The organism is Exiguobacterium sp. ZWU0009, assembly GCF_000798935.2.
In the GTDB taxonomy this organism is placed as follows: domain Bacteria; phylum Bacillota; class Bacilli; order Exiguobacteriales; family Exiguobacteriaceae; genus Exiguobacterium_A; species Exiguobacterium_A acetylicum.
In genome coordinates, this window is record NZ_CP018057.1 from 2,310,193 (window position 1) to 2,337,175 (window position 26,983).

28 protein-coding genes are annotated in these 26,983 nt (G+C 47.4%); 7 read left to right on the plus strand and 21 right to left on the minus strand.

Annotated elements, in window-relative coordinates; translation table 11 throughout:
- Positions 1-3 precede the first annotated feature (3 nt).
- The 8 genes from L985_RS12125 to L985_RS12160 all read right to left on the minus strand — a co-directional run bounded on the left by L985_RS12125 (position 4) and on the right by L985_RS12160 (position 6,290).
- Entirely contained in the window at positions 4-597 is a 594-nt protein-coding gene (locus L985_RS12125; protein WP_029342290.1) for an XTP/dITP diphosphatase, read from the minus strand.
- On the minus strand, positions 594-1,349 hold the full coding sequence (gene rph, locus L985_RS12130; protein ID WP_029342291.1) for a ribonuclease PH: 756 nt from the start codon (positions 1,347-1,349) through the stop codon (positions 594-596). Before rph ends, L985_RS12125 begins: the two co-directional genes overlap by 4 nt.
- On the minus strand, positions 1,350-2,156 hold the full coding sequence (racE, locus tag L985_RS12135) for a glutamate racemase (protein WP_029342292.1): 807 nt from the start codon (positions 2,154-2,156) through the stop codon (positions 1,350-1,352).
- An 86-nt stretch (positions 2,157-2,242) separates the two neighbouring features.
- A complete protein-coding gene (locus L985_RS12140) occupies positions 2,243-2,506 on the minus strand; it encodes a phosphocarrier protein HPr (protein WP_012371023.1) in 264 nt (87 codons plus the stop codon).
- Between the two features lie 65 nt (positions 2,507-2,571).
- Entirely contained in the window at positions 2,572-3,027 is a 456-nt protein-coding gene (locus L985_RS12145; RefSeq protein ID WP_029342293.1) for an acyl-CoA thioesterase, read from the minus strand.
- Between the two features lie 56 nt (positions 3,028-3,083).
- A complete protein-coding gene (gene sdhB / locus L985_RS12150) occupies positions 3,084-3,890 on the minus strand; it encodes a succinate dehydrogenase iron-sulfur subunit (RefSeq protein ID WP_023468986.1) in 807 nt (268 codons plus the stop codon).
- Positions 3,890-5,653: a succinate dehydrogenase flavoprotein subunit gene (gene sdhA, locus L985_RS12155; RefSeq protein WP_023468987.1), complete on the minus strand. Its 1,764-nt coding sequence runs from the start codon at positions 5,651-5,653 to the stop codon at positions 3,890-3,892. Before sdhA ends, sdhB begins: the two co-directional genes overlap by 1 nt.
- Positions 5,654-5,672: 19 nt before the next feature.
- Positions 5,673-6,290: a succinate dehydrogenase cytochrome b558 subunit gene (locus L985_RS12160; RefSeq protein WP_029342294.1), complete on the minus strand. Its 618-nt coding sequence runs from the start codon at positions 6,288-6,290 to the stop codon at positions 5,673-5,675.
- A gap of 213 nt (positions 6,291-6,503) precedes the next feature.
- On the opposite strand from L985_RS12160, the gene L985_RS12165 reads away from it, so the two are divergent.
- Positions 6,504-6,923 carry a YslB family protein gene (locus L985_RS12165; protein ID WP_047393602.1) on the plus strand — a complete coding sequence of 140 codons (420 nt, stop codon included), beginning with the start codon at positions 6,504-6,506 and terminating at the stop codon, positions 6,921-6,923.
- A gap of 117 nt (positions 6,924-7,040) precedes the next feature.
- On the plus strand, positions 7,041-7,655 hold the full coding sequence (locus tag L985_RS12170; protein ID WP_047393600.1) for a PH domain-containing protein: 615 nt from the start codon (positions 7,041-7,043) through the stop codon (positions 7,653-7,655).
- A gap of 40 nt (positions 7,656-7,695) precedes the next feature.
- Here the strand turns inward: L985_RS12170 and uvrC are convergent, their stop codons facing one another.
- Entirely contained in the window at positions 7,696-9,480 is a 1,785-nt protein-coding gene (gene uvrC / locus L985_RS12175) for an excinuclease ABC subunit UvrC (protein WP_047393598.1), read from the minus strand.
- An 82-nt stretch (positions 9,481-9,562) separates the two neighbouring features.
- Here uvrC and L985_RS12180 point away from each other — a divergent pair, with 82 nt between their 5' ends.
- Positions 9,563-10,885, plus strand: a complete 1,323-nt coding sequence (locus tag L985_RS12180; RefSeq protein ID WP_047393596.1) for a dihydrolipoyl dehydrogenase family protein — start codon at positions 9,563-9,565, stop codon at positions 10,883-10,885.
- 14 nt (positions 10,886-10,899) lie between these two features.
- Positions 10,900-11,277 carry a VOC family protein gene (locus tag L985_RS12185; RefSeq protein WP_050677629.1) on the plus strand — a complete coding sequence of 126 codons (378 nt, stop codon included), beginning with the start codon at positions 10,900-10,902 and terminating at the stop codon, positions 11,275-11,277.
- 60 nt (positions 11,278-11,337) lie between these two features.
- Here L985_RS12185 and trxA read toward each other — a convergent pair whose 3' ends face one another.
- The 11 genes from trxA to zapA all read right to left on the minus strand — a co-directional run bounded on the left by trxA (position 11,338) and on the right by zapA (position 22,576).
- Entirely contained in the window at positions 11,338-11,649 is a 312-nt protein-coding gene (gene trxA / locus L985_RS12190; protein WP_023468994.1) for a thioredoxin, read from the minus strand.
- 162 nt (positions 11,650-11,811) lie between these two features.
- Complete coding sequence (locus tag L985_RS12195; protein WP_047393592.1) at positions 11,812-12,777, minus strand: electron transfer flavoprotein subunit alpha/FixB family protein; 966 nt, start codon at positions 12,775-12,777, stop codon at positions 11,812-11,814.
- A 13-nt stretch (positions 12,778-12,790) separates the two neighbouring features.
- The gene (locus tag L985_RS12200) at positions 12,791-13,564 is read right to left on the minus strand and encodes an electron transfer flavoprotein subunit beta/FixA family protein (protein ID WP_029342301.1); all 774 of its coding nucleotides are present in this window, start codon (positions 13,562-13,564) and stop codon (positions 12,791-12,793) included.
- A 74-nt stretch (positions 13,565-13,638) separates the two neighbouring features.
- Positions 13,639-14,217, minus strand: a complete 579-nt coding sequence (locus tag L985_RS12205) for a fatty acid metabolism transcriptional regulator FadR (RefSeq protein WP_023468997.1) — start codon at positions 14,215-14,217, stop codon at positions 13,639-13,641.
- A gap of 71 nt (positions 14,218-14,288) precedes the next feature.
- Positions 14,289-15,962, minus strand: coding sequence for an AMP-binding protein (locus L985_RS12210; RefSeq protein ID WP_047393589.1), 1,674 nt, complete (start codon positions 15,960-15,962; stop codon positions 14,289-14,291).
- 198 nt (positions 15,963-16,160) lie between these two features.
- Positions 16,161-17,057 (minus strand): YitT family protein, encoded by an 897-nt coding sequence (locus tag L985_RS12215; protein WP_034786074.1) that lies wholly within the window; start codon positions 17,055-17,057, stop codon positions 16,161-16,163.
- A 183-nt stretch (positions 17,058-17,240) separates the two neighbouring features.
- Positions 17,241-17,648 (minus strand): DUF350 domain-containing protein, encoded by a 408-nt coding sequence (locus tag L985_RS12220; RefSeq protein ID WP_023469001.1) that lies wholly within the window; start codon positions 17,646-17,648, stop codon positions 17,241-17,243.
- A 10-nt stretch (positions 17,649-17,658) separates the two neighbouring features.
- A complete protein-coding gene (locus tag L985_RS12225) occupies positions 17,659-20,025 on the minus strand; it encodes an endonuclease MutS2 (protein ID WP_029342305.1) in 2,367 nt (788 codons plus the stop codon).
- Complete coding sequence (gene polX, locus L985_RS12230) at positions 20,026-21,741, minus strand: DNA polymerase/3'-5' exonuclease PolX (RefSeq protein ID WP_047393585.1); 1,716 nt, start codon at positions 21,739-21,741, stop codon at positions 20,026-20,028.
- A gap of 46 nt (positions 21,742-21,787) precedes the next feature.
- The gene (locus L985_RS12235) at positions 21,788-22,336 is read right to left on the minus strand and encodes a CvpA family protein (protein WP_029342307.1); all 549 of its coding nucleotides are present in this window, start codon (positions 22,334-22,336) and stop codon (positions 21,788-21,790) included.
- A gap of 3 nt (positions 22,337-22,339) precedes the next feature.
- The gene (gene zapA, locus L985_RS12240) at positions 22,340-22,576 is read right to left on the minus strand and encodes a cell division protein ZapA (RefSeq protein WP_029342308.1); all 237 of its coding nucleotides are present in this window, start codon (positions 22,574-22,576) and stop codon (positions 22,340-22,342) included.
- A gap of 120 nt (positions 22,577-22,696) precedes the next feature.
- Here zapA and rnhC point away from each other — a divergent pair, with 120 nt between their 5' ends.
- Positions 22,697-23,617 (plus strand): ribonuclease HIII, encoded by a 921-nt coding sequence (gene rnhC, locus L985_RS12245; RefSeq protein WP_029342309.1) that lies wholly within the window; start codon positions 22,697-22,699, stop codon positions 23,615-23,617.
- Positions 23,618-23,640: 23 nt separating this feature from the next.
- Here rnhC and L985_RS12250 read toward each other — a convergent pair whose 3' ends face one another.
- Positions 23,641-25,107, minus strand: a complete 1,467-nt coding sequence (locus L985_RS12250) for a UDP-N-acetylmuramoyl-L-alanyl-D-glutamate--2,6-diaminopimelate ligase (protein WP_047393582.1) — start codon at positions 25,105-25,107, stop codon at positions 23,641-23,643.
- Between the two features lie 257 nt (positions 25,108-25,364).
- On the opposite strand from L985_RS12250, the gene L985_RS12255 reads away from it, so the two are divergent.
- Both L985_RS12255 and L985_RS12260 read left to right on the plus strand, forming a co-directional pair.
- Complete coding sequence (locus L985_RS12255) at positions 25,365-25,793, plus strand: MarR family winged helix-turn-helix transcriptional regulator (protein WP_029342311.1); 429 nt, start codon at positions 25,365-25,367, stop codon at positions 25,791-25,793.
- Positions 25,790-26,977 (plus strand): MFS transporter, encoded by a 1,188-nt coding sequence (locus L985_RS12260; RefSeq protein WP_047393579.1) that lies wholly within the window; start codon positions 25,790-25,792, stop codon positions 26,975-26,977. Before L985_RS12255 ends, L985_RS12260 begins: the two co-directional genes overlap by 4 nt.
- The last annotated feature ends 6 nt before the right edge of the window (positions 26,978-26,983 follow it).

The following is a 26,983-nucleotide window of genomic DNA, read 5'->3' on the forward strand; positions in this document are numbered from 1 at the left end:
TCATCACACTCCTAAGAAAGTAGTTAAGTCCTGTTCGAGCTTACGCAATGCATTGCCACGATGACTAATCATCGCTTTTTCTTCTTTCGTCAACTCAGCAGCCGTTTGTCCACTTGCCGTGACGAACAATGGATCATAACCGAAACCGTTCGAACCCGCCGCTTCAAAACCGATTCGCCCTTCCATCGTTCCACGAACCGTCAATGTCTCACCAGTTGGTTTTGCTAGCGCGAGTACACAAACGAAGCGCGCCGTCCGCTCCTCTTCCGGAATACCTTCTAACTTTTCAAGTAGTAGAGCATTGTTCGCCGCATCCGACTTTTCAAGACCCGCGAAGCGTGCTGAGTAGACGCCGGGAGCGCCATCTAAAGCGTCAACTTCAAGTCCTGAATCATCAGCAAGTACCGCGTGACCAAAGTAGGCTGCTGCCTCTGTTGCTTTCAAGAGTGCATTTTCCTCGAATGTTTCACCTGTTTCATCCGTTTCCGGAGCATCGGCGTGATCGAGTAACGATTCGACCGTATAACCGAGACGACCCAGCATGCTTTCAAGTTCCTTCACTTTACCTGCATTGTGTGTTGCGACGATGACCTTCATCTATGTTCCCCCACTTCTTCTCCTACATACCACCAAGAGACACCGAGTGCCTCACGGCCAGCATTAATCAGCTCCTTAATTCCTTTTTCCCCAAGTTCGAGCATTTCGAGCATCTCTTGACGGGAAAATGTCGACTCTTCTCCTGTTGCTTGCATCTCGACGATTTTACCCGATGAGGTCATGACGAGATTGAAGTCGACTTCCGCCGCAGCATCCTCTTCGTAGCATAAATCGAGCAAGACATTCGACTCGACGATTCCAACCGAAATAGCTGCGATACCCTCTTTGATTGGTGTATCCGTCAGTTTTCCCGCTTGAATCAATTGATCGATTGCACGGACGAGCGCTAGAAATCCACCGGTGATCGATGCTGTTCGTGTACCGCCGTCTGCTTGAATGACGTCACAGTCGATCCAGATTGTTCGTTCCCCAAGCTTCTCTAAATCAACGACTGCCCGAAGCGAGCGACTGATGAGACGTTGGATTTCCATCGTCCGTCCCGTCTGCTTGCCGCGGACGGCTTCTCGTGCCGTCCGCTGAGCCGTCGCTCGTGGTAACATCGAATATTCAGCATTGATCCAGCCCTGGCGTTTACCACGAAGGAATGGTGGTACTTTCTCCTCGACGGTCGCCGTACAGAGGACTTTCGTATCGCCCAGTTCAATTAAAACCGAACCTTCTGCATGTTTATTGATATCAACCGATAAGTGAATGGGACGGAGATTCTCCGCTGTTCGTTGGTCTATTCGCATTTAGTCTTCCTCCGTTCCAAGCACGATGCGTTCTGCGTGGATTGGCTGATCGAGCCAATCCGTTGCAATCTGATCAAATGAGCGAATATCGCCTGTCGCATAATAACGATGTTCCGGTATTTGTGTCACATCTGCTGAAATCGTATTGTAGTCAAGTAGTGCTGCTACCTCAAGTGCTGTCTCGTCCCCTGAAGAGATGAGTTGGACGCCTGGTCCGATGACCCGTCCAATGACATCTGCTAAGAGTGGATAATGTGTGCACCCAAGGATCAATGTGTCCATATCATAATTCATTAAAGGTCGTAATGTATTCGCAACGACACGTTCGACATAAGTACCGTCCGTCTGCATCGACTCGACGAGCGGAACGAACGGTGGGCAGGCTAACGATTCGACGACGACTTGTCCTTCGACATGTCGTAACGCCTTCTCGTAGGAATTACTTGTAATCGTCATCTTCGTTCCGATGACACCGATTCGTTTCGTCCGCGTCACTTTGACTGCCGCACGGGCTCCAGGATCAATGACACCAATGACAGGTATATTTAAACGTTCTCGCGCTTCTTTTAAAACAACAGCCGTTGCTGTGTTACAGGCGATTACGATCAATTTCACATCTTGTTGTACGAGATAATCAATCATCTCCCACGTAAACTCACGAATCTCCTCTTCTGGACGAGGACCGTACGGACACCGCAATGTATCCCCGACATAAATGATTCGCTCATGGGGCAACTGTCGCATCAATTCACGTGCGACCGTCAACCCACCGACTCCGGAATCTAGTACTCCAATCGCTCGATTCACTCTTCTCCACCTCTTTCTCTCTTTCCTATGGTAACAAAAAAGGACGACGGTGCAAGACCGGCGTCCGAGAATGTACGATTACAGGATTACTGAGCAAGACCTTCGCTAGTCAGCATATCTGAAAGAGTCGTGATTGCTTCAGAAGCATCGTCACCGTTTGCAACGATTTTGATATCTGAATCTTTCGCGATTCCGAGTGAAAGAACACCCATGATTGACTTCAAGTTGACAGTCTTCCCGTTGTATTCCAAGTTGATGTCTGATTGGAATTTAGAAGCTGTGTTGACGAGCTGAGTAGCCGGACGAGCGTGAATGCCTGAATCCGCGATGACTTTGAATGTTTTTTCCATGATTAAGAAATCTCCCTTCACTAATAACGTACTAGTGAGTCGTTTTCGAATATGTGAACTCATTATCAAATGATAACGGATTCGAATCGATTCTGCAAGGAATTTTTATACGCTTCACTCCACGGGAATGCTTTCCCGGCACGATCAATTTGTACCATCGATGTCCGTCCTGTGAACATCAGTTCACCTTGCTCATCAAATGCCGCATAATGGACGTCACACGACGCACTTCCGACATGTACGGGATAGGCATAGACGGCAAGACGCGTACGTGGATAAACTTGGCGAATGTAATTACACTGGGCATCCGCAACGACGATAATGCCGTCTTCTGCAAGCGAATATCCTGTTTCCTCTAACATCAATGTCCGAACGTCCTCAAAATAGACGAACGGTACCCGGTTATTCATATGACCATAGGCATCCGTCTCCGCAAAACGAACCGCGACGTCGAGTCGTGTGCCATGTTTCATCTGTTCAAGCCATGTTTCAAGTTCTGGAATATAAGCTGGTACGCGCACAATGAGTTCCTCCTGTCTGAATGAAAAAAGAAGGAGCAAGCTCCTTCTTTGATAAGTCATGAACTAACTGCTTCACCTGTCCGTCCTTCGTCACTACCAAAGAACTTCTTGAATGAATGAAGTGTCGTCTGACGGTTCATCGCTGCGATCGAAGTTGTCAGCGGAATCCCTTTCGGACAAACCTCGACACAGTTTTGAGCGTTACCGCACTGCATGATCCCGCCATCTTCCATCAACGCTTCAAGGCGTTCTTCCTTGTGGAAAGCACCTGTCGGATGCGAGTTGAATAGACGAACTTGTGAAATCGATGCTGGTCCGATGAATGTCGAACGATCGTTGACGTTCGGACATGCCTCGAGACACACGCCACACGTCATACATTTCGATAACTCATATGCCCATTGACGTTTGTTCTCTGGCATCCGTGGTCCTGGACCTAAGTCGTACGTTCCATCGATTGGAACCCATGCTTTGACTTTTTTCAACGCATCGAACATGCGTTGACGGTCAACTTGAAGGTCACGAACGATCGGGAACGTCTGCATCGGTTGCAGGCGGATTGGCTGTTCGAGTTTATCAACGAGTGCTGTACACGACTGACGTGGTGTACCGTTGATGACCATCGAACAAGCGCCACATACTTCTTCTAGGCAACCCATGTCCCAGTTGATTGGTGTCGTTTTTTCACCGGCTGCATTCACAGGGTTTCGGCGAATCTCCATTAAAGCAGAGATGACGTTCATGTTCGGACGGTACGGAATTTCAAACGCTTCATCATACGGTTTACCATCTGGTCCATCTTGACGTTGAACGATGAATTGAACCGATTTTTGCGTAGTAGATGATTCGAGTGGTGTCGCCATTATGCTTTCACCTCTTTCTTCGACTTCTTGCTGTAGTCGCGTTTCCGTGGTGGAATCAACGACGTGTCGACGTCTTCATAGAAGATTTCCGGATGACCATTCGTATAACGTGCCATCGTCGTCTTCAAGAACTGTTCATCATTACGTTCCGGGAAGTCCGGTTTATAGTGTGCTCCGCGACTCTCGTCACGTTTTAAGGCACCGAGCGTGATTGCTTCGGCTAGATCGAGCATGTGATCGAGCTGACGGATGAACGATGCCCCTTGGTTACTCCAACGTGCTGTATCCGTTGCCGAGATGCGCGTGAACCGATCGCGAAGTTCCTTGATTTTCGTCAGTGTCTCTTCGAGCTTATCGTTATAACGGACGACCGTGACGTTGTCCGTCATGATTTCTCCAAGCTCACGGTGGATTTGATACGCGTTTTCCGTACCTTCCATCGATAGGATATCGTTGAAGCGGTTGATCTCTTCGATTTTATGCGCTTCGACGACGTCTTCACTCATCTCATGAACTGATGTCTCGAGTTCGTTCATATACGCGATTGCTGATGGTCCAGCGACCATTCCGCCGTATACCGCAGAGAGAAGGGAGTTCGCTCCGAGACGGTTACCACCGTGCATCGAATAATCACATTCACCAGCTGCGAACAATCCAGGGATGTTCGTCATCTGATCATAGTCGACCCATAGTCCACCCATTGAATAGTGAACGGCCGGGAAGATCTTCATCGGTACTTTTCGTGGATCATCACCGACGAACTTCTCGTAGATTTCAAGGATCCCACCGAGTTTGACGTCGAGTTCTTTTGCGTCTTTATGCGATAGATCCAGATAGACCATGTTCTCCCCGTTGACGCCGAGTTTTTGATTGACACAGACGTCGAAGATCTCACGTGTTGCGATATCTCGTGGAACAAGGTTTCCGTATGCCGGATACTTCTCTTCGAGGAAGTACCAAGGCTTACCGTCTTTATAAGTCCAGACGCGACCACCTTCACCTCGTGCTGATTCACTCATAAGACGTAACTTATCGTCTCCAGGAATCGCTGTCGGGTGAATCTGGATGAACTCACCGTTCGCATAGATCGCACCTTGACGATAGACAGCTGCTGCTGCTTGTCCTGTGTTGATGACCGAGTTCGTCGATTTTCCAAAGATGACCCCAGGACCACCTGTCGCGAGGATGACAGAATCCGCGGCAAATGCCTCGATTTCCATCGTCCGGAGGTTTTGACAAACCGCTCCACGACAGATGCCATTGTCATCGATAATGGCACGAAGGAATTCCCATCCTTCATATTTTTCTACCAAACCTTGCGCTTCGAACTTACGAACCTGTTCATCTAATGCGTACAACAGTTGTTGCCCTGTCGTTGCCCCAGCATATGCCGTCCGGTGATGCAACGTTCCTCCGAAACGTCGGAAGTCGAGTAAGCCTTCCGGTGTCCGGTTGAACATAACACCCATCCGGTCGAACATATGAATGATCTTCGGCGCTGCTTCCGCCATTTTTTGAACAGGTGGTTGATTTGCGAGGAAGTCCCCACCGTATACCGTGTCATCGAAATGCTGGTATGGTGAATCCCCTTCCCCTTTTGTATTGACCGCTCCGTTGATACCACCTTGTGCACAAACAGAGTGTGAGCGTTTGACGGGTACGAGTGAGAATAACTTAACTGGTACGCCTTGCTCCGCTGCTTTTATCGTAGCCATCAGACCGGCAAGCCCTCCGCCGATGATGACAAGATTCTTGTTCGCCATGTTGTCAGTTCCCCTTTCCTTACAACACGCCTGCAAACGTTAAGATCGAGCGTACGCCTACAAACGATAAACCGATGAATACGAGTGCTGCCACGTAAGACATCGCCCGTTGAGATGCTGGTGACTGTGTGATTCCCCATGTGATGCAGAACGTCCAAAGTCCGTTCGCAAGGTGGAATGTCGTCGCCAAGATCCCGACGATATAGAACGCGAGCATGAATCCGTTATCGACGATGTTCTGCATCATGCTTGCATCGACTGGAGTTCCCATCGCAGCGGCAATCCGTGTTTCCCAAACGTGCCACGTGATGAACACGACAAGGAATACACCGCTAAACCGTTGCAGTACATACATCCAGTTCCGGAAGTATGTATAACGTCCTGTGTTCGCAGAACCAGTGAATGCGATGTACACACCGTAGACGCCATGCAAGATGATCGGAATGAAGATGACAAAGATCTCTAAGAACAATCGATACGGAACGTTCCCCACGAATTCCGCGGCCTTATTGAAGTCTTCCTCACCACGTACGATGAAGTAGTTCGTCGTTAAGTGCGAAAGTAAAAATAACCCGATTGGAATGACGCCGAGCAGTGAGTGTATTTTACGACTCACGAAATCACGATGATTCGCCATCCAAATCCCCCCTTTTGTTTGCCAATCAACCGTTGGCGCATTTTGGTAGAAAAGCGCTTTCATAAGGAAATTCGTCTTTTCATCACTTATTCTACTCCTGTCCTTTTTAGAAGACAACCCGAGCCGTTGCATTTAACTGCAAATTTTTTTAGGAAAACAATGACCGACAAGAATCATCTCGGTATAATGGTTCACAGATAGGAGTGAATCATGATGGATGCTACACCAAATCAAACACCACTTTTCGGTATCGAATTGATCCGAGATTATGTGCTGACCGATCTTCTTGGATCGGATTATCGGCAAGTCATCTATTGGGCAGGTAAACGTTTAGCGCGTCAATTCCCTGTCGTAGATGAATCTGAATTAGCCTCATTTTTTGAACAAGCAGGTTGGGGAACGCTCGAAATCAAGAAACGCAAAGGAACTGCTATCTCATTCGTGCTGTCTCCTCCTGATACAACGAGAGATGAACGACCACAAGGCTACTTCCAACTCGAAGCCGGTTTCCTCGCTGAACAGTTCTCCCGTTTTAATGGGTGTGTCGCGGAAGGATATGCTGAGACAAGTAAAGAGCTCGTTCAAATCACGGTCCAAATCGACCCTAAAGATCCACTTGAACCGCTCAAGTAAAATTTACATAGAACGTGACAGGAATCTTAATTTTCAACATCGAAATAGATTCATGAAACCTTTTGCAGTAAGTGCTCGTAAAATCATTCGTACACAAATCGCGAGGAGGAACTTCACATGTTCAAAAAACTAGCAGCAGATTTAACGGGATTCAGTGATATCGGACAAGTCATTCATCCTGATGATTTCGACAAGGCAGCCGCTGACGATTATGTCTTGCATGAAGACGGTGAGAAAATCTACTTCTTGATCAAATCCAAATCTGATGAGTATTGCTTTACGAACTTGGCTTTAGTTCACCTAGATGGTGAGAGTGCCGTCAGTTCAAAACGCGTCTTGTATCGCTATCCGTACGCACACTATCCGATTCGCCACGTCATGTTCGAAACGGCGGGAACAGTCGATCTTGATGTCGAGATCAAATTCGAGATCGGTGGTAAACATTATTCGATCGACGTCGATAAAAAACAACTTGAACATGTGAAAGATCTTTATAAAACACTTCTTGCCATTGCTGAAAAACAGTATGAAGGACAAAAGATGCTCGAGTTCGCAAACAGCTCATTGAATCATTCGGTCACGATTCTCGGCGGACTTCGTCAAGGTGACATGAACGTGCCGCAAACATTCAAGGAGTTGTCCGAACAATCCTTCGAGTGGCTACAAGGTCACTACCATCAGTGGAACCAGCGTGACTTTGGTTCATACTACGAAAAGTACATCAACAACTAATCACTAAAAAAGCCGCCCTCTTCAAGAGGACGGCTTTTTTTCATTCTTCATTCGCTTGACTTAAATATTCAGCGACGGTTTCCGCTAACTTGACAGGTAATCCTGCTTCCGCCAACTGTTCGATCGTTGCGCGTCGCAAGCTACGCATCGATCCGAAATGACGAATCAACTGTTGGCGTCGTTTCGGTCCGACTCCTGGAATCTCGTCGAGCAAGGAACGGGTCATCCCTTTTGAACGGAGCGAGCGGTGGAACGTGATCGCAAACCGGTGGACTTCATCTTGCATGCGTTGAAGTAGATAAAACGCACTTGAACGCGGACTTAGTTCAATTAACCGTGCACCTTCTCCGAACAACAACTGACTTGTCCGGTGTTTGTCATCCTTTTTTAATGACCCGACTGGCAGGGATAAACCGAGTTCATCTTGAATGACTTCTAAAGCAGCATTCAACTGTCCAACTCCTCCGTCAATCAGGACGAGATCTGGAAGGCGCGCTCCTTCAAGTAACAACCGACGATACCGACGGCGCACGATTTCCCGCATCGATTCATAGTCATCGGGTCCTTGCACCGTCCGGATTTTGAACTTCCGGTATTCCTTCTTAAGCGGTTTACCGTCTTCAAAGACGACGAGGGCCGAGACGGCATCCGCACCTTGAATGTTCGCGTTATCGATGATTTCGATCCGTGACAGTGGATGAACGTCGATCGCATCGGCGAGTTCTTCGACTGCTTGAACGGTCCGTTTCTCATCTTTTGCTAACAACTCGAAGCGTTCCGAGATCGCATTTTCAGCATTCTTCGTCGCTAGATCAAGTAATTTCCGTTTTGATCCTCGGACCGGAACGTGAATTTTAATCGATAGCGCCTCTTTGAGCAGCAACTGATTGACGAGTGGCGGTACATATACTTCACTTGGTTTGATGTTCTTTTCGTAGAACTGGACGATGAAACTCTCGAGCTCTTCTGCCGGCGTACCATAGATCGGGAAAAGCGAGACATCACGTTCGATCATCTTTCCGCCGCGAAGGAAGAAGACTTGGACACACATCCAGCCTTTATCGACATGGATCCCGAATACGTCACGTGACGTCAGATCCGCTGTGATCATGTTTTGTTTGTTCATGATTGACTCGATCGCCCTTACTTGATCGCGCAATTCTCCCGCACGTTCGAATTCCATCGTTTCGGCCGCGTCCGCCATCTTCTGTTTCAAGTCTTCGACAAGCTCCTTCGTATCGCCCGATAAGAAACGTCGGATTTCCGAAACGAGCGCCTTTTGTTCCGACTCGAGATTCGGGATTTCGCATGGACCAAGACACTGACCGATGTGGTAATACAGACAAAGTTTTTTCGGCATCGGCTGGCATTTACGTAGCGGATATAAACGATCTAGCAGACGTTTCGTCTCGTTTGCCGCATACGCATTCGGATAAGGACCAAAATAATGACCACCATCTTTTTTCAACTTACGCGTCGTGATCAGGCGAGGATATGTCTCATTCGTAATTTTCAAGTACGGATACGACTTATCATCCTTCAACATGATATTGTACTTCGGATCATGTTTCTTAATAAGCGTCATCTCAAGCAACAACGCTTCTAGTTCACTAGCTGTGATGATGTATTCGAAGTCACGGACTTCCGCGACGAGACGTTCCGTCTTAATATCATGTGCTCCCGTGAAATAGGAACGGACACGATTCTTGAGATTTTTTGCTTTTCCGACATAGATGACTTCGCCGAATTCATTTTTGTGCAGATAACATCCTGGCTCATCAGGCAAAAGGGATAGTTTCGCTTTGATATGTTCTTGATGTCCCAAATAAATGTCTCCTTTCACCGTTTTTAGTTTTACTCGTTCGGGTAAATACCATACATTGATTATGACATACGGAGGATGAAAAATGCGTACATATGATTGCATTGTGATCGGAACAGGTTCCGCTGGAAATCAAGCGGCTTATAAATTCGCTGAAAAAGGACTACGTGTTGCCATCGTGGAGAACTTCACTCCAGGTGGCACATGCGCACAACGTGGATGTGACGCAAAAAAAATCTTACTGACGGGTAGTGAGACGAAAGACGCTGTCGAGCGATTGCTCGGATACGGCGTAAAGGGTCTGATTTCGATTGATTGGCGCCAATTGATGGAGCGAAAGAATGAATACACACGCGCCATCCCGGAGCAAACACGAAAGCGGTACGCGGAAACGGACATCGACTATTTCCATGGAGAACCGCATTTCGTGTCTTCACATCGCCTTCGAATTGGTGAAGACGAAATCGAAGGGAAACAGTTTTTAATCGCAACCGGTCTAAGACCTCGCGAATTAACTGTACCCGGTAGTGAGCGTTTCATAACAAGTAATGAGTTTCTTGAACTGAAAGAACTTCCACGACGACTCGTCTGCATCGGCGGCGGTTATATCTCGTTCGAGTTCGCCCATCTCGCTCGTATTGCTGGCGCAGACGTCACGATAGTATTACGTTCTAACCCCTTAAAACAATTCGAGAGCGAATTGGTCGATGTGTTGTTAGAAGCCACACGGGCACTTGGTATCTCGATCATCAAAGAAGCAGAGGTCGTCGCTTACGAAGAGGAATCACTTCATTTATCGAACGGCGACGTATTGAAGACCGACGTCGTCTTGAATGCGACTGGACGTGTCGCGAGTATCGACCAGCTTGGTCTCGAAGCCATTGGCGTTGCCCATAACGAAAAAGGAATCCATGTCAATGCGTACCTTCAGTCTTCCGTCGAACATATCTATGCCGCAGGAGATGTCGCTGTCAGCGGGAATCCCGCATTGACGCCGTTTGCTGGAACCGAAGGACGACTCGCTGCCGATAACATGCTCGAAGGGAACAACCGGAAACTGGAGCTGCTCCCTGTACCAAGCGTCGTATTCACTGCTCCGAACCTCGCCCTCGTCGGTGAAACGGAAGCTGCTTTGAAAAAAGCAGGTATTCCTTACCGTGGTCGCTTGATCGATACGTCCTCCTGGCAAACGAACGCACGGATCAAGGACAGTTTTGCTCGGGCGAAAGTGCTCGTTGGAGAAGATGATCAAGTACTCGGCGCACACTTCATCGGTGTCAATGCAGCGGAACTAGCAAACTATTTCTCGTTTGCGATGCAACACCGGATTCCAAGTACTTCGATGCAACAGACTGGATTCGCTTACCCGACACCGGCTTCAGATATCGCTTCGTTATTCGAGGATTGACAGGAGGCTTTTTGATGATTCAATACGGCTATACGATTTTATACGTTGAAGACACTGCGCAGACGCTGACATTCTATCGAGACGTTCTTGGACTATCCGTCAAGGCGGAGCACGGGAGCTACATCGAGTTCGAGACCGGTCAGACGACACTCGCCTTCAATACGCGTGAAGACGTGCAACAGTTGATTCCGGATTACACGATACCGAGTGGAAAAACACAACAGACGTTAGAGATTGGTTTTATTACGGATGACGTCCCTACTCTATTTCAGAAGGTGGTGGAGGCAGGATATGAGACCGTCCTCGCGCCTGCACAAAAACCATGGGGGCAAGTCGTCGCCTATGTTCTCGACCCCGATGGTCACCTGATTGAACTTTGTACGCCAATGTAATCTAAAAAAACAGACCGTTCTGCCTGTGCAGAACGGTCTGTTTTGATATGCAGGAAAGAATTAGTTAGATGTTTCAACGAATTCTTTAAGTGCGTCTTTTGGCATGAAGCCCATTGTTTTGTTGACAGGTTGTCCATCTTTGAAGAGAACGAGTGTCGGGATACTTTGAACTTGGAATGCTCCAGCTACTTCTGGGTTTGCATCTACGTCGACTTTGACGATTTTTACATCTTGCATGTCAGCATCGAGTTCTTCAAGAACAGGTGCGAGCATACGACATGGTCCACACCATGTTGCCCAAAAATCAACAAGGACGAGTCCTTCTTGTGTTTCTTCTTTAAATGATTGGCTAGTTGCGTGTACGATTGCCATTGATCATAACCTCCTAATGAGTAGATCGACCCGGTAAAAAAAATAGGTGATCTCTTTATTGATTCGAGTATATCATAGCAGTCTCTTCCAACAAACGAAACTGCTCACGCGAAAAATCCGCAAAAATAACCGGCACCATGATAATGGTACCGGTCTTCAAACTTATCCGTGAACGAGCATTTTTTTGAATTCAGCTGTCAATAGTGGCACGACGTCGAACAAATCTCCGACGATACCATAGTCCGCGACAGAGAAGATGTTCGCTTCCGGGTCCTTGTTGATTGCAACGATCACTTTGGCATTCGACATCCCTGCTAAGTGTTGGATCGCACCTGAGATCCCGCATGCAATATAAAGGTCCGGTGTAACGACTTTCCCCGTCTGACCGATTTGAAGGGCATAGTCGCAGTAATCCGCATCACAAGCACCACGTGAAGCACCCACTGCTCCTCCGAGGACATCTGCTAGTTCTTGTAACGGTGCGAAGCCATCCGAGCTCTTGACACCGCGTCCACCTGCGACGATAACTTTTGCCTCTGATAAATCAACGCCGCCAGTTGCTTTGCGTACGATGTCTGCGACGATCGTTCGTAAATCCTTCAGTTCGACCGTGACCGACTCGACAGTTCCTTGTGAACTACCTGCTTCAAGCGGATCGATGTTGTTCGGACGGACCGTAAAGAGCGTCTTGCCCTCTGAGACTTTGACTTTTTCAAATGCTTTCCCCGAGTAGATCGGGCGAATGAATGACGCATCCGCGCCTTCCCCTTCAATCGCCGTCACATCACTGATCAAACCAGCTTGTAGTTTTGCCGCGATCTTCGGTGATAAATCTTTACCGAGCGACGTATGTCCGAAGACGAGCACGTCTGGTGACGTCCGGTTCATCAACTCGAGGAAGACTTGTCCGTAACCATCTGGCGTGTAGTGTAGAAGACGCTCATCCTCGACGACAAGCACCTGGTCCGCTCCGCGCGATGCTAAAGCATCAGCATCCTTTGCGACATCGTGCCCAATCAGGACTGCGATAACTTCGTCAGCGACACGTCGTGCTGCTGCGATTGCCTCAAACGACACATTCCGTAAACTGCCATCTCGTGATTCTGCGAGTACTAATGCTTTTGTCATTCGTTTCTCCCCCTTAGACCACTTTTGCTTCGTTGCGTAATAATGATGCGAGTTGCGCGACTTGCTCGTTTAGTTCACCTTCAAGGATCTTACCGGCTGCTTTGTTCGGTGGTAAGAAACGCTCAATCGTTTCTAGACGTGGTGCGAGTTCGTCTTCATCAAGTTCGAGATCATCGAGTTCGAGTTCTTCTAGCGGCTTCTTCTTCGCTTTCATGATCCCCGGAAGACTTGGATAACGTGGCTCGTTCAACCCTTGTTGCGCAGTTACAAGTAACGGAAGCGTCGTTTCAATCGTCTCTGTATCCCCTTCAGCGTCGCGTGTCACGATAGCTTTCGTACCGTCGAGCTCTAGTTTCGTGATCGTCGTCACGTAAGGAATATCGAGTAATTCTGCGACGCGCGGTGCCACTTGACCACTTCCGCCATCGACTGCGACGTTCCCAGCGATGACGAGATCGACTGTCTGTTCCTTCAAATAACCAGCGAGCACTTCAGAAATCGTGAAATGATCTGCCTCTTCGATGTCATCTTCAATCGAGATACGAACGGCTTGATCCGCTCCCATTGCGAGTGCTGTTCGTAATTCCTTATCCGCATCTTCCGGTCCGACCGTCACGACCGTCACCGTTCCCCCTTGTGCATCACGGACACGAATCGCTTCTTCTACCGCATACTCATCGTATGGGTTAATGATGAACTCAGCGCCATCCTCATCGATTTGACCATTCTCGAGTTGGATTGCTTCTTCCGTATCGAATGTGCGTTTCAACAGTACATAGATTTCCATCTCATGCTCCCCCTTGTCGTCTATTCACCATCATTCTTTGTATCCGCTTACATGATTGTTGTCATGAAAAGGGCTTAACTCAGCCCTTTGATCAACATCCGATGAATCCCGTCGCGTGTCTCAAGCAACTCATATTTGAATCCACTTGCCATCCAGCTCGTCACGACCTCATCGATCGTTCCGAAAATCATCTGACGTGCCAATCGATAATCGAGTTCGTTTGAAAACTCACCTGTCGTCATCCCGTGCTTGACGACCCGGTCAATCAGATGCAAGTACGGTTTCAAGACAGCAGCGATGTTTTGACGCATGTCTTGGTTCGATTGACGCAACTCGATCTGCGTGACGACCGCTAAATCATAGTCGACGGATAATTGCTCGAGGTGTGCCTCGATCAATGCTGCCAATTGTTCCGTCGCTGATGTATGGCTCGCGATTTGTCCTTCGGAATATTCGATGAAGCTTCCCATTTTCGCTTGGAATAGCGAAATCAAGAGATGTTCTTTATTCTTGAAGTATAGATAGATTGTTCCATCCGCAACCCCGGCTTCCTTTGCGATGGCAGTCACTTTCGCTCCATGGTAGCCGTTCTTGGCGATGACTTTTACGGCGGCATCAATGATGCGGTCACTCTTTGACATTGTTCGTTTCATTCCACTATCTCCTAACGCATAAAATGAATGATGGTTCATTCATATTTATTCTATCATGTCATTTTATCCTGTCAACTGCTTTCTTCGAGTTGTTTAGCACGTTCTTCTTCAACGAGAACACGGCGGAGGATCTTACCAACGAACGTCTTCGGTAACTCTTGCCGGAATTCATACTGCTTTGGCACTTTGAACGATGCTAACTGTTTACGACAGAATTGATCGAGCTCTTCTTCCGTGACCGTCATCTCATCCTTGACGACGATGAACGCCTTGACGGTCTCGCCTCGGTAGACATCTGGAACACCGATGACGACCGCTTCTTTGACAGCTGGGTGTTCATATAGGATTTCTTCGACTTCACGTGGATAAATGTTGAATCCGGAAGCAATGATTAAATCTTTTTTCCGATCGACGATTCGGAAGTAATGATCCTCACCGATATATCCAAGGTCTCCTGTATGCAACCAACCGTTTCGAAGTACCGCTTGCGTATCTTCTGGTCGTTTCCAGTATCCTTTCATGACTTGCGGACCTGTGACGATAATCTCGCCAATCTCACCCGGAGCAGCTGGTGTCTCTCCGTCCGCTTGGACGATTTTCGCTTGCGTATCGGGTACCGGAATACCGACCGTTCCAGGAATGCGACGATCCCAGATACAGTTCGTATGCGTCACCGGGCTCGTTTCAGACAGACCGTATCCTTCAACAATCCGCCCACCCGTCAGCGCTTCGAATTTTTCCTGCACTTCGACTGGTAGTGGAGCAGAACCAGAAATACAGGCTTCAATCGAAGAGAGATCATACTTCTTCAGTTTCGGATGATTCAATAGACCGACATACATCGTCGGAGCACCTGGGAACAGATTCGGTTTTTCCTTATGAATCGTCTTGAGAACCTGTTCGATATCGAATTTCGGAACGATGATTTGTTCATAGGCATTAAATATGCCGAAATTGAGGTTACATGTCATGCCATAGACATGGAAATAAGGAACGACCGCTAACAGCTTCCGTCCATCTCCTCGATTGTATTTATAGAACCAGTTGTCGATCTGTTCGACGTTTGCACTCAAGTTGAAGTGTGTCAACATGACACCTTTTGGAGCGCCTGTCGTTCCACCCGTATATTGGAGAACCGCGACGTCCTCCTTCGGTTGAATCGCGACTGGTGTAATCGGCTCATAACCTCGCAAAGATAAAAACGGAATCGAACCCGTCGTATCAATGATGATGTTGTTATCTTTCCGTGCTTTAATCGGGTACAGTTTATTTTTAGGGAAGGGAAGGTAATCCGCGATACTTGTCGTCACGACGGTCTTGAGTGTCGTCGCCGCCTTGACACGAGACGCTTTTGGATAAAGTAGATCGAGCGTCACGAGCATGTGTGCTCCTGAATCGACGAGAATCTGTTCAAGTTCACGGTCTGTATAGAGTGGGTTCACTTGGACGACGATACCACCTGCATAGAGGACAGCATAATAACTGATCATATACTGGGGACAGTTCGGTAACATCAGTCCGACGCGATCCCCTTTTTTTAGTCCGTGCTCTTGTAATAGGCTCCCAAGTGCGCGAGCTTCGTCACGTACTTCACGAAACGTCATACGTTTTCCTAAGAAACTCAAGGCACGTTGTTCTGGAAAATCGGTCGCTGCCTCATCGAGTGCCTGATAAAGAGGTAATTCTCGATAATCAATCGATGCGGGTACTTGCTCGGGATAATCAGATAACCAAACGGATTCCATACATTTCCCTCCCTGATAATGAATTACTATTCATTTTTATTATACGTTGAATCGAATTCGACATGCCAGTAAAATCCAAAAAAAGAAATCGAATCTGCTTGTTTTTTTTCGATTCTTTCAATCGGAATCATCATACAAAAAAGCAGCACCTCCCTTTCTCGTTTCCGAAAAAGAAGAAGTACTGCTTTTTAATAGGCATTACCGAGATGGATACGTGAATCCTTCACCAATGACTTCGCGCACTTTATGAATGACGACGAAGGCGCGGGGATCTGCTGCTTCGACGATCTGTTTCAACGGTGCCAGTTGTCGTTTATCGACAATCATATACAACATATCATTTTTTTGTTTCGTGAAATGACCGTGACTGTGAATGACCGTCGCGCTACGACCGAGCGTCTCTGTCAGGATCGTCGCGATTTCCTCTTGGCGATGACTGATGATCGTGACCGCTTCGCGGACATTCAATCCTTCGCTGACGAGATCAATCAAATACGAGCCGATGATGATCGCAATCAACGTGTACAGCATCGTTTCTTCTCCGAACAGAAATCCTGATGCACCGACGACCGCGACATCGATGATGAACATCGAGACCGCGATACTGAGATTCAAGTACTTATTCATCAGTCGAGCGATGATCACTCCGCCGCCCGTCGTTCCTCCAGCACGAATGACAAGTCCGATTCCGACGCCAATCAGAATTCCCGCATAGACCGTACCGATTAAACGGCTGTCAGATGATGTCGCAAGACTAGCAGTCGAGGAGAGGACAAATGATGTGACGGCGACCGAGATGACGGAGTAAAGCATCGTCTTCCGACTGAGGAATCGATAACCGACGATGAACAGCAAGGCGTTCGCAATCAGGGAAACAAGTCCCGTATCCCAGCCATAGAGATAGTAGAAGATGACCGTGATCCCGATTAATCCGCCTTCTGAAAGATCGTTCGGAATCGTAAAGTAGTTGATTCCAAAGGCGAGAATCGCCGACCCGATGATGACCCAGAAGATGTCCTTCCAAGAAATCAATTGCATCGCCTCAAAAGCACGGCGTCTCGTTTCTGTCGTTGTTGATGTTTTTCGTACGTTCATATGCGTTCCTCCTTTTTTGATTAGGCGTGGCTCAATAAAAATTCCGTACTGAAACGATGTCAGTACGGAATGATCACACGGTAAGACCGGTTCTTTTAATTAAATACAATCCAAAGGATACCGACGACCAAAAAGGCGATCGAAACCCCGAACATGATTTTCGCTAAACGTTCTAACACGAATTCACCCCACTAACGCTGATCCGATGACGTAGGACATGCCGATCGATAAGGCACATGAAATGATACCGACAGCAATGTTGCCATTCTCGATTTCACGGTCTACCGGCAAATTCGGTGTCAGGAATTCAAAGATCCAGTATGTCGATATTAACAGTAAGAAGCCAAAAGCACTTTCAAGAAATATCGACCCGACCCGTTCTTCCCCTTGAACAGCGAAATGAACGATATTGGCGAGTCCGATGATTTTTCCACCTGTTGCTAACGCAACGGCGATGTTGCCACTCTTGATATGTTCCCAGTTTTTATACCGGGTTGTCAACTCAAAAAGTGCAAGTCCTAAAATGATCAGTAATCCCGCGACCGAATAGAGCGCTGTCGTATAGACATAGACGTTCTCAAAAATGTTCATCTTACTTTCCTCATTTCAGTTCGATGATCGTCACACCGTGTCCGCCTTCACCTTGGCCACCTAAGCGGTGACCTTTGACGTGACGATGACCTTTTAAGAATTCTTGGACACCTTGACGCATCGCTCCCGTGCCTAGACCATGAATGACGCGAATATGGTCGTAGTTCGATAACAAAGCTTGGTCCATGAAGCGTTCGAGCTTCGATAATCCTTCTTCAACACGGACGCCACGTAAATCCAGTTCAGCTGAAGGCGCCGATTGTTTCGTCACACTCGTGCCACCAGAACGCCCTTTTGTTTGCGGACGTTTTGGAGTACTGCCGATCTTCGCAAGATCTTCCGGTTTGACGTTCACCTTCATGATGCCGACTTGAACGGTGTACTCGCCGTTCGCCTGTTGGTTGATGATATAGCCTTTTTGATTGAAGGTTGTGACTTTGACTTCTTCGCCTTTATCAAAACGTGGCGTTTGATCGTATTTTGCTTTCACTTTAGCGATCCGCTTTTCTTGCAGACTTGGCTTCGCATCTTCAAGTTTTTTACGTGCTTCGATCAGTTCGTGCTCTTTGACGGCACCAGCATCACGTAATTCTTTCAAACGTTTAATGACGCCTTCTGCTTCTTTTTGAGCACGTTCGACTGCACGTGCTGCTTTTTCTTCTGCTTTTGCCAAAATCTCGTTTTTCTCTTCTTGAATCTCGGCTTGTTCTTGCTCGAATTGCTCACGCTCCGCAACAAGTCGCTTCTTCTCTTCAAGCAACTGCGCTTCTAACGTTTCAGCACGTTGTTTTGCTTCTTCCAGTCGTTCAATCATCGTTTCGACGGACTGTGCGTCGCTACCGATTTGACCACGTGCCGCATCGATGATCCGATCTTCGAGTCCAAGACGTTTTGAAATCTCGAATGCGTTCGAGCGTCCGGGTACACCGATGAGTAAGCGATACGTCGGACTGAGTGATTCGACATCGAATTCCATCGATGCATTGACGACCCCTTCTCGGTTATAGCCATATGCTTTTAATTCCGAATAGTGTGTCGTCGCTGCAACGCGCGCTCCGCGGCGTTTTACTTCATCAAGAATCGCGATCGCCAAGGCAGCTCCTTCTGTCGGATCCGTTCCTGCCCCTAATTCATCAAACAGCACTAAACTCATGAAATCGATTTTTTCCATCATCGAGACGATGTTCGTCATGTGCGAACTAAACGTCGATAAGTTTTGTTCAATCGACTGTTCATCCCCGATATCAGCATAAATCGCATCGAAGACACTGAGCTCCGTCTCATCTGCGGCCGGTACGTATAGACCTGATTGCACCATCAATTGCAGAAGACCGATCGTCTTTAAGGTAACCGTCTTACCACCGGTGTTCGGACCAGTGATGACGAGGGATGTAAAATCGCCACCCAGCGAGACAGTGATCGGTACGACCTCTTCTTTTGGAATGAAGGGATGTCGTGCTTCCTTCAGAATGATATGGCGATTTTCATTCAAGCGTGGTTCGACAGCACCAATCTGATGACCGTATAATGCTTTCGCCATGATGAAATCGAGTTCTGCTAGTACATCGAGATTGATGCGCAGCGAATCACCGACACTCCCGACAAGTGCCGACAGTTGGGCAAGGATTCGTTCGATTTCAGCTCGTTCTTTCAAACGCGCTTCTTGGATCTCGTTGTTTGCAGAGACGACAGCTTGTGGTTCGATGAACAACGTCGCACCGGACGCCGACTGATCGTGGACGATTCCGCCGAACGCTTGACGGTATTCTTGTTTGACCGGAACACAATAGCGATCATTTCGCATCGTCACGATGGCGTCAGACAGCATCTTCGCTTTACTGCGTAAGACACTATCGATTTTTGAACGAACTTGTCCTTCGAGCGAGCGTAACTGACTACGTAACGCTCGTAGTTTATCACTTGCCGAATCTTGGACAGTTCCCTGATCGTCGATGGCATGACGGATCCCTTGTTCGATCTCAACAAGCTTCGTGATCTGTTCGATGCGACTATCGAGTCGTGGTAATCGTAGATCCGCGTGATCCTCATGCAATCGTTCCTGGAACGCCTTTACTTGACGTCCTGAATAAACGACGTCTGCGACGGATAAGAGTTCACTCGTCGAGAGGACCGAACCAATCTCTGCTCGTTTGACTTCACTGCGGACATCTGTCAATCCACCGAACGGATAACGGTCACGCAACCGGTAGACCGTCGTTGCTTCCGTCGTGACAGCCAATAATTCCTTGACCTGCTCAAACTCTTCCGCTGGACGCATCGCTCGAACGAACTGTGCACCCAGTGAGCTTGCCGTGAACGATAACATGTTTTCTTTTAACTTCTCATATTCTAAGACGCGTAATGCGTTGGCATTCATTTAATCCACTCCTAAACGTTTTCGACCGAAGAAGGCAAGTGCCTCTTCGGCACCCCACGTATTGATGACATCAGACGCCTCCAAATAGGCTTTACGTGCATGGAGGACTCCAAGTTTCATATCTTCTAACATTTCTGGTCGGTGTGTATCCGTATTGATCAAAATTTTCACACCAGCAGCCTTTGCTTTTGCTAGGGAATTCGCCGTCAAATCGAATCGTGCCGGGTTTGCATTCATCTCAAGCGCTGTTCCTGTCTCGGCTGCCAGTTCGATCAAGCGATCGACGTTGACGGCATAACCCTCTCGTCTACCGATGATCCGTCCTGTCGGATGGGCAATCAGAGAAACGTAAGGATTACGACACGCATTCTCAAGCCGTTGCATGATCTCTTCTTCCGTCTGATCGAATTTCGAGTGAATCGAAGCAATGACGTAATCCATCTCTTTTAAGAAATCATCTTCATAATCGAGCGATCCATCAGGCAAGATATCCATCTCGACGCCACATAAAATCGTCATCTCGGGATGTTTCTTACGTGCTGCTTCAATTTCGACACGTTGCGCACGTAAGCGTTCTTCCGTCAATCCATTGACGAACTTCATATACTTACTATGGTCGGTGATCGCCATCCATGTATACCCTCGTGCAGCACACGCATCGACTAGTTCTTCAACGGATAATGTTCCATCTGACCATGTCGTATGCATGTGTACATCCGCTTGGATGTCCTGTTCCGTCAAAAGGCGTGACAAATCCTGTTCAAACTCGTGCCGCCCTGCTCGTAATTCAGGTGCGATGAACGGTAAGTCGTACCGCGCAAACAATTCTTCTTCCGTCTTCGGTTGGACTAATCCTTGTTCGGTCTCAACGCCATATTCAGAAATGCTCTCTCCTCGTTCTTTCGCGAGTTGACGCATCCGAACATTGTGATCCTTCGAACCCGTGAAGTGATGTAATGTGGATGCGTACGCCGCGTCATCGACGATTCGGAAATCAACCGCGATATAATGAACGTCTCGTTTTAAGACGAGTGATACTTTCGTGCTGCCGGCAGCGATGACTTCATCGATCAGCGACAGTTCCAAGAGTTGCTCCTTGATCCGTTCCGGTTCGTTCGTCGAGAGGATGAAATCAAGGTCCTTGCACGTCTCTTCTGCTCGGCGGAAGCTTCCACCAACTTCGAAGCGAATGATTTCATCGAACGACGCAAGGGTCTGATTTAATTCCGCAACGACCTTTCGCATGACACCATACGGTAATCGTTCCGGTCGTGTTTCAAACGTTTCGAGCGCTTTGACGTACTTTTCGACCGTCTTCTTACCGAATCCAGGCATCGCTTCGACTGTACCATCCGCTAATTTCTCTGCAAAGGAATCCGCATCAATAACGCCGACTTCATGTAATTTAGCAAGTTTCTTCCCACCAAGACCTGGAATCTTTAGTAAAGCGATCAGTCCTTCCGGTACTTCTTGTTCGAGTTCCGTCAGTGCCGTACTCGTTCCCGTTTCCCGGTACTCTTCAAGAACAGCAGCCGTTCCTTTACCAATCCCCTTCATCGCCGTAAAATCGTCGATTGCCATGAAGTCAGCATCCGATGCCTCGAGGATACTTGCTGCTTTTCGAAAAGCATTGATCTTAAACGGATTTTCCCCTTTAACCTCTAGGTAAACTGAGATTCGTTCCAAGTGACGCATTGCATCTTGAATCGTACGCATGTGCAATTCTCCCCTCAAAAAAAGCTCCCATTTAACGGGAGCATGTTTATTTTATCAATCCAACTTGATCCATCAGCCAATTCGCAAGGAGCGGTGTATGTTGGATGATGAAACTTGCCAAACTCGAGTCTGCGATCGCATCCTGTATCGACTGGATCGGAACGAATGCTGCGAGGAACAAGAGTAAGAAAATGAAGATGTACATCTCGATGAAGCCGAAGACACCACCTAATAATCCTTTGACTTGTTTTAAAATCGGAATGTTCGTCAACGAATCAAACATCGACAACAAAATTGCTAAGATGATCTTTGTACCGAAGAACAGGACGACGAACCAAAAGGCTTTGTAGAATACCTCATCAAGTCGTGCTGAACTTGGAATTGCGAACATCGTCAAGTCGATTCCCGCATCATCCAGTGTAGACGGATATGGAACCCACAAACGGAATTTCGTCGCCAGTTCCTCATAGAACGACAAGGCGACGATGAAGGAAATGATCAGGCTGAGCAAATGCCCGGCCTGCAATACGACTCCCCGTCGGACACCCGTCATGACGCCTAAGGCGAGAAGTAATAAGATAACGAGAGAAATCATAGTTTATAGTTCACCCAAATTCTTTTTTATTTTTACGTAATCACTACCAATATTAAGCGCCGCTAGGACGGCGATTTGACGAACGTCGAGTTGTGGTGCTTGTTCTCGGATTTCTCGAATTTTCGTATCCACGAGGAGACCCACTTCGCGTACGTGTTCTGGCGACTCCGTTCCGACAATCGTATAATCATTGCCTGCGATATGAATCGTCGTCCGGTTCAACCCTTCTGAATCAGCCATTTTTCTGTCCTCCTCATACTTTGCTTCTTTCATATAGTACCATCATTTTCGTTTTAGGAAAAGAAGTCCCCCATCGGTCTTAAGGATGGTATGCTTAATCCCGGAAAGGGAGGTTATCTCGTGGGAACTACCGTTTTACGCTTATCTAAAGAAAAGCAAGACCTCGTCATACAAGAGTTTAAGCAAGGACAGACGAAGAGTCCACCGTATGCCCGCTTCGCCGCTAAAGTACCTGGATGTGTCATCACAATTTACAATTCTGGAAAAGTGATGTTTCAAGGAACCGAAGCTGAAACCATCGCTTCACGCTTTGGCACGGCTACACCAACTAAATCGAAGGAACCACTTGTATCCACGTTACCAGCTGGTTTTGCAGAATGGTCCGTCGCTGGAAGTGACGAAGTCGGAAAAGGCGATTTCTTCGGTCCACTCGTCGTCGTCGCTTCCTTCGTTGATCGAAAGCAGATTGCACTTCTTCAGGAACTCGGTGTTCGGGACTCCAAACATCTGAACGATACCGAGATTCGTCGGATTGCTCGCGATCTCCATGCGGTCATTCCGTACACATATCGTATCCTACACAATCCAGAATACAATCAGATGCAACGGACGATGACACAAGGAAAGATGACTGCCCTGATGCATAATGATGTACTCGAGCGACTTCTTGACCAACTGGAGACGAAACCAGAAGCGATATTGATTGATCAGTTCGCTGAAAAGACTGTTTACTACAAACATTTGTCTGGTGTCGTCAATCCTGTTCGAGAAAATGTCTACTTCTCGACCAAGGCGGAACAACTCCATGTCGCCGTCGCTGCTTCCTCGATCATCGCTCGCGCCATCTTTTTGAAGGAGATGGACAAATTGAGTGAAACAACAGGTGTCGTCATTCCCAAAGGTGCTGGTGCTAAAGTGGATCAAGTCGCTGCTTCACTGATCTTACGTTATGGAGCTGATCAACTTCGTGACTGGACGAAAGCCCATTTTGCGAATACGAAAAAGGCACAACAACTAGCTGCGAAACGAAACCGACCATGACCTTAACGGAATGGTCGGTTTTTTTAAACGACGGACTCCCCTTCAGACAGTCGTTCTAATTCCGCAAGAAGTATGTGTTTTTCATTAAAAGGAATCGTTTTTGTACCGATTCGTTCTACCTCATCATGACCTTTCCCGACGATGACGATGCGTTTTCCTTCGTGCGCCAGATGCGCTGCTTGTACGAGCGCTTCGTGACGGGATGTATGGCACCCTACTAAATGTTCACGTGGAATATCGACGATTAGCTCTTCGATGATTTGATCCGGATTCTCTGTCCTCGCATCATGGACCGTTGCGATGATGTGTTCACAATATTTGCTTGCGATTCGCCCCATCTCTGCTCGTTTCGTTCGATCACGCTCTCCAGCTGCGCTTAAAACGACCGATAGCGACTCTCCGGAAGAAGTGAGTGCCTGTAAACATTTTTCTAGACCATCCGGTGTATGGGCATAATCGATATAAATCTCACAAGGTGCCCAGTCCAATCGTTCAAGTCGTCCTTTCGGCAATTCCAGTTCTGGAATATGACGAATCAACGTATAGAGATTGGCATCGCCTGCCCGCAATAATCCCATCGCCGCCGCTAAATTCGCTGCATTGAATTCACCTAGTAAAGCTGTCGGCACACGCGTCGTCGTCTCATCGATGCGCACGTTAACAGTATCCGTCAGCCATTCGACTGCGATTTGTGATGTTCGGTGCGGTTGCGTCGTATACCAGATGACGGGTTGCAAAGGCGCAGCTTCTCGCATGACGCGACTCCAACCATCTTCTCGATTTAAGACGATGGCCCGACCATTTGACGCAGCGACTTGTTGAAACAATAAGGCTTTCGTCTTGGCGTAATCCTCCATTGAATGATGGTAATCCAAATGATCATGTGTCAGGTTCGTAAATGCTGCCGAGTGGAAGGAGACTCCCTCGACTCGACCTTCAGCTAATGCATGAGAAGACACTTCAATGATGCAATCCGTCACGCCTTGTTCAACCATTTCATACAACAGTCGATGTAAGATGATGGCTTCAGGCGTCGTATTCGGCGTCTCAATGAGTTCCTCATCAATTCGTGCACCGACCGTGCTGATCATGCCGGCTTTTATACCTGCTGCTCGAAAGAGATCATACGCCAATTTCGTCGTCGTCGTTTTTCCATTCGTTCCGGTTACACCGTAGACACGCATCTTTTGACTCGGTTGATCGTAAAAGCGATTCGCGACTTGACCTGCAAGTCGTTTCGTATCCGGCACAGTAATGACGGGAACCGGACAATCCGGAAACGATCGTTCAGCTAAAATCGCCGCAGCTCCGTTTTTGATTGCCTGATTGATATAATCGTGACCATCAACAGTGTAGCCGTTGATACAGATGAATAATCCGCCAGGTGTGATTTGTCTCGAATCTGTTGCGATATTCGTGATGAGTGGATTGATTGCTTCATTTATAGTGATTGGTAATAGTTCAGTCAGAAGCTTCGCTAGTCGATTCATGATGTACTCTTCCCTTCTTGTCTCTTCTCTATGTCAAGATGATTTAGTCAACCGATCACATAAGCAGTCGTATCCATGGTTTCAAGTAAATCAAATACTCTTTTACGGAACATACCCGCTTTAATACCTGCTTAATCTTTTATCGTGCTAGAAAATAATTCACTTCAATGCATGAAATGAGCGTTTCTTCCCTTGCACCTCTTAATCAGCTTTGATACACTCTTAAAGTTAACTAGTTAACTAAAAGGAGAAATAAAATGCTCTACACACAAGAAGATGTTCTCGGACAATTATCAAAAGTCTCACGTCTCGTCAAACGAGAGATTGATGCTACTTTGCTTCCATACTCTTTACACACGGGTCAATGGGCACTAATAAAAGCAGTTGCATTACTACAACCTGTTTCACAAGTCCAATTGGCAGATTATCTAATCATTGAAAAACCAGCTGTGACAAAAACCGTCTCACGTCTTGAGACGCTTGGTTTCATCACTCGGATAAAAGAAGGACGAACACACTTTGTCTCATTGACACCTTTAGCCATCGAACGGTTCGACCAAATCGACGCTGCGGTTCAAGAAACACACCAACGATTACTTACCTCCTTCTCCCTTACCGATCAGCAACAGCTCGGTGAATGGATGACGCACTTACTTACTCTACATCGACAGGAGGAATCCTTATGACTGCTCGGTTATTCTCGCGTCATTACGTCATGACGCTGATCATTAATCTATTGCTCTTCATCACGTTTTATTTATTAAATGCGTCACTTCCTTTACTCGCTGCTAAACAGTTTCCAGTCTCCGCTTCAGCACTCGGGTGGATCGTGACGAGCTTCATTCTAGCAACCGTCTGTTCTCGTCCATTGATTGGTCACTGGTTGGATCGTTACGACTTAAAGCGCATCTTGATGATCTCTGCAAGTCTCTTTACAGTCATGAGTATCTGCTACATGCTTGTCCTACCTTTGGAATCATTTTTCTATCTAATCATCATCCGTATCATCCACGGGTTTAGTTTCGGGATGTTATCTTCTTCGATCAGCCTCGCCGTCACGACATTGATTCCAAAAACACGTCAAGGTGAAGGGATGGGGTATTTCGTCCTGTCGATGAACTTGGCATCCGTCCTTGGTCCTGTCATCGGTCTTGCCTTTATTCAAGAAAAAGCATTCGTTCTGTACTTCGTGACAGTTGCTGCCCTAGCAGTCATCGCCTTGTTGTTCATGATGCGTCTACCGCTGACGAGCCAACATGTTCCAAGTACTTCCGCGTTTCGTCTAAGCCAATCTCTCTTCTTATCACGTCCGCTTTTGTTGGTAGCGACTCTTTTGGCAGGCGTTGCGATTTCTAGTACATCCGCCTTCATCTCACTGTATACGGACTCGATTGGACATATCGCATATGCTTCTTATTTTTATGCGTTAGTCGCTCTCGGAATGGTCGGGATTCGACCAATTGCCGGAAAATTGTTTGATCAGCGAGGTGCTGCATTCGTGCTGTTGCCGTCGTATGCCCTTTATATGATTGGCTTTGTCATTCTCGGCATGTATCCTTCGTTTGCTGGTTTATTGACTGCTGCCATCATCATTGGTATCGGTTCCGCTTCCATCTTCCCGGGACTTCAAACTGTCCTCTTGAACTTCGCGCCGCCCGCACAGAAAGGGAAAGCCATCTCGACCTTTTTCCTTGCTTACGACACAGGCTTTGGAATCGGTGCCTTGATTCTCGCCACAGTCGCAAGCGGCATCGGCTATTCTAATATGTTCTTATCCTGTAGTATGATCGTTCTCGTAAGTGGTCTACTGTATTTCACCTTTACGAAACGAAAAGCTGCGTCATCTGAAACAGAAGAACTTGCTTCTTAAATCTAT

What these genes read in the sequence shown, in the direction of transcription:
- L985_RS12125 (WP_029342290.1), bottom strand. Translation starts at nt 597, where the DNA reads ATGAAGGTCATCGTCGCAACACACAATGCAGGTAAAGTGAAGGAACTT.
- rph (WP_029342291.1), bottom strand. Translation starts at nt 1,349, where the DNA reads ATGCGAATAGACCAACGAACAGCGGAGAATCTCCGTCCCATTCACTTA.
- L985_RS12140 (WP_012371023.1), bottom strand. Translation starts at nt 2,506, where the DNA reads ATGGAAAAAACATTCAAAGTCATCGCGGATTCAGGCATTCACGCTCGT.
- sdhB (WP_023468986.1), bottom strand. Translation starts at nt 3,890, where the DNA reads ATGGCGACACCACTCGAATCATCTACTACGCAAAAATCGGTTCAATTC.
- sdhA (WP_023468987.1), bottom strand. Translation starts at nt 5,653, where the DNA reads ATGGCGAACAAGAATCTTGTCATCATCGGCGGAGGGCTTGCCGGTCTG.
- L985_RS12160 (WP_029342294.1), bottom strand. Translation starts at nt 6,290, where the DNA reads ATGGCGAATCATCGTGATTTCGTGAGTCGTAAAATACACTCACTGCTC.
- L985_RS12165 (WP_047393602.1), top strand. Translation starts at nt 6,504, where the DNA reads ATGGATGCTACACCAAATCAAACACCACTTTTCGGTATCGAATTGATC.
- L985_RS12170 (WP_047393600.1), top strand. Translation starts at nt 7,041, where the DNA reads ATGTTCAAAAAACTAGCAGCAGATTTAACGGGATTCAGTGATATCGGA.
- L985_RS12180 (WP_047393596.1), top strand. Translation starts at nt 9,563, where the DNA reads ATGCGTACATATGATTGCATTGTGATCGGAACAGGTTCCGCTGGAAAT.
- L985_RS12185 (WP_050677629.1), top strand. Translation starts at nt 10,900, where the DNA reads ATGATTCAATACGGCTATACGATTTTATACGTTGAAGACACTGCGCAG.
- trxA (WP_023468994.1), bottom strand. Translation starts at nt 11,649, where the DNA reads ATGGCAATCGTACACGCAACTAGCCAATCATTTAAAGAAGAAACACAA.
- L985_RS12195 (WP_047393592.1), bottom strand. Translation starts at nt 12,777, where the DNA reads ATGACAAAAGCATTAGTACTCGCAGAATCACGAGATGGCAGTTTACGG.
- L985_RS12200 (WP_029342301.1), bottom strand. Translation starts at nt 13,564, where the DNA reads ATGGAAATCTATGTACTGTTGAAACGCACATTCGATACGGAAGAAGCA.
- L985_RS12205 (WP_023468997.1), bottom strand. Translation starts at nt 14,217, where the DNA reads ATGAAACGAACAATGTCAAAGAGTGACCGCATCATTGATGCCGCCGTA.
- L985_RS12210 (WP_047393589.1), bottom strand. Translation starts at nt 15,962, where the DNA reads ATGGAATCCGTTTGGTTATCTGATTATCCCGAGCAAGTACCCGCATCG.
- L985_RS12215 (WP_034786074.1), bottom strand. Translation starts at nt 17,057, where the DNA reads ATGAACGTACGAAAAACATCAACAACGACAGAAACGAGACGCCGTGCT.
- L985_RS12220 (WP_023469001.1), bottom strand. Translation starts at nt 17,648, where the DNA reads ATGAACATTTTTGAGAACGTCTATGTCTATACGACAGCGCTCTATTCG.
- L985_RS12225 (WP_029342305.1), bottom strand. Translation starts at nt 20,025, where the DNA reads ATGAATGCCAACGCATTACGCGTCTTAGAATATGAGAAGTTAAAAGAA.
- polX (WP_047393585.1), bottom strand. Translation starts at nt 21,741, where the DNA reads ATGCGTACGATTCAAGATGCAATGCGTCACTTGGAACGAATCTCAGTT.
- L985_RS12235 (WP_029342307.1), bottom strand. Translation starts at nt 22,336, where the DNA reads ATGATTTCTCTCGTTATCTTATTACTTCTCGCCTTAGGCGTCATGACG.
- zapA (WP_029342308.1), bottom strand. Translation starts at nt 22,576, where the DNA reads ATGGCTGATTCAGAAGGGTTGAACCGGACGACGATTCATATCGCAGGC.
- L985_RS12250 (WP_047393582.1), bottom strand. Translation starts at nt 25,107, where the DNA reads ATGAATCGACTAGCGAAGCTTCTGACTGAACTATTACCAATCACTATA.
- L985_RS12255 (WP_029342311.1), top strand. Translation starts at nt 25,365, where the DNA reads ATGCTCTACACACAAGAAGATGTTCTCGGACAATTATCAAAAGTCTCA.
- L985_RS12260 (WP_047393579.1), top strand. Translation starts at nt 25,790, where the DNA reads ATGACTGCTCGGTTATTCTCGCGTCATTACGTCATGACGCTGATCATT.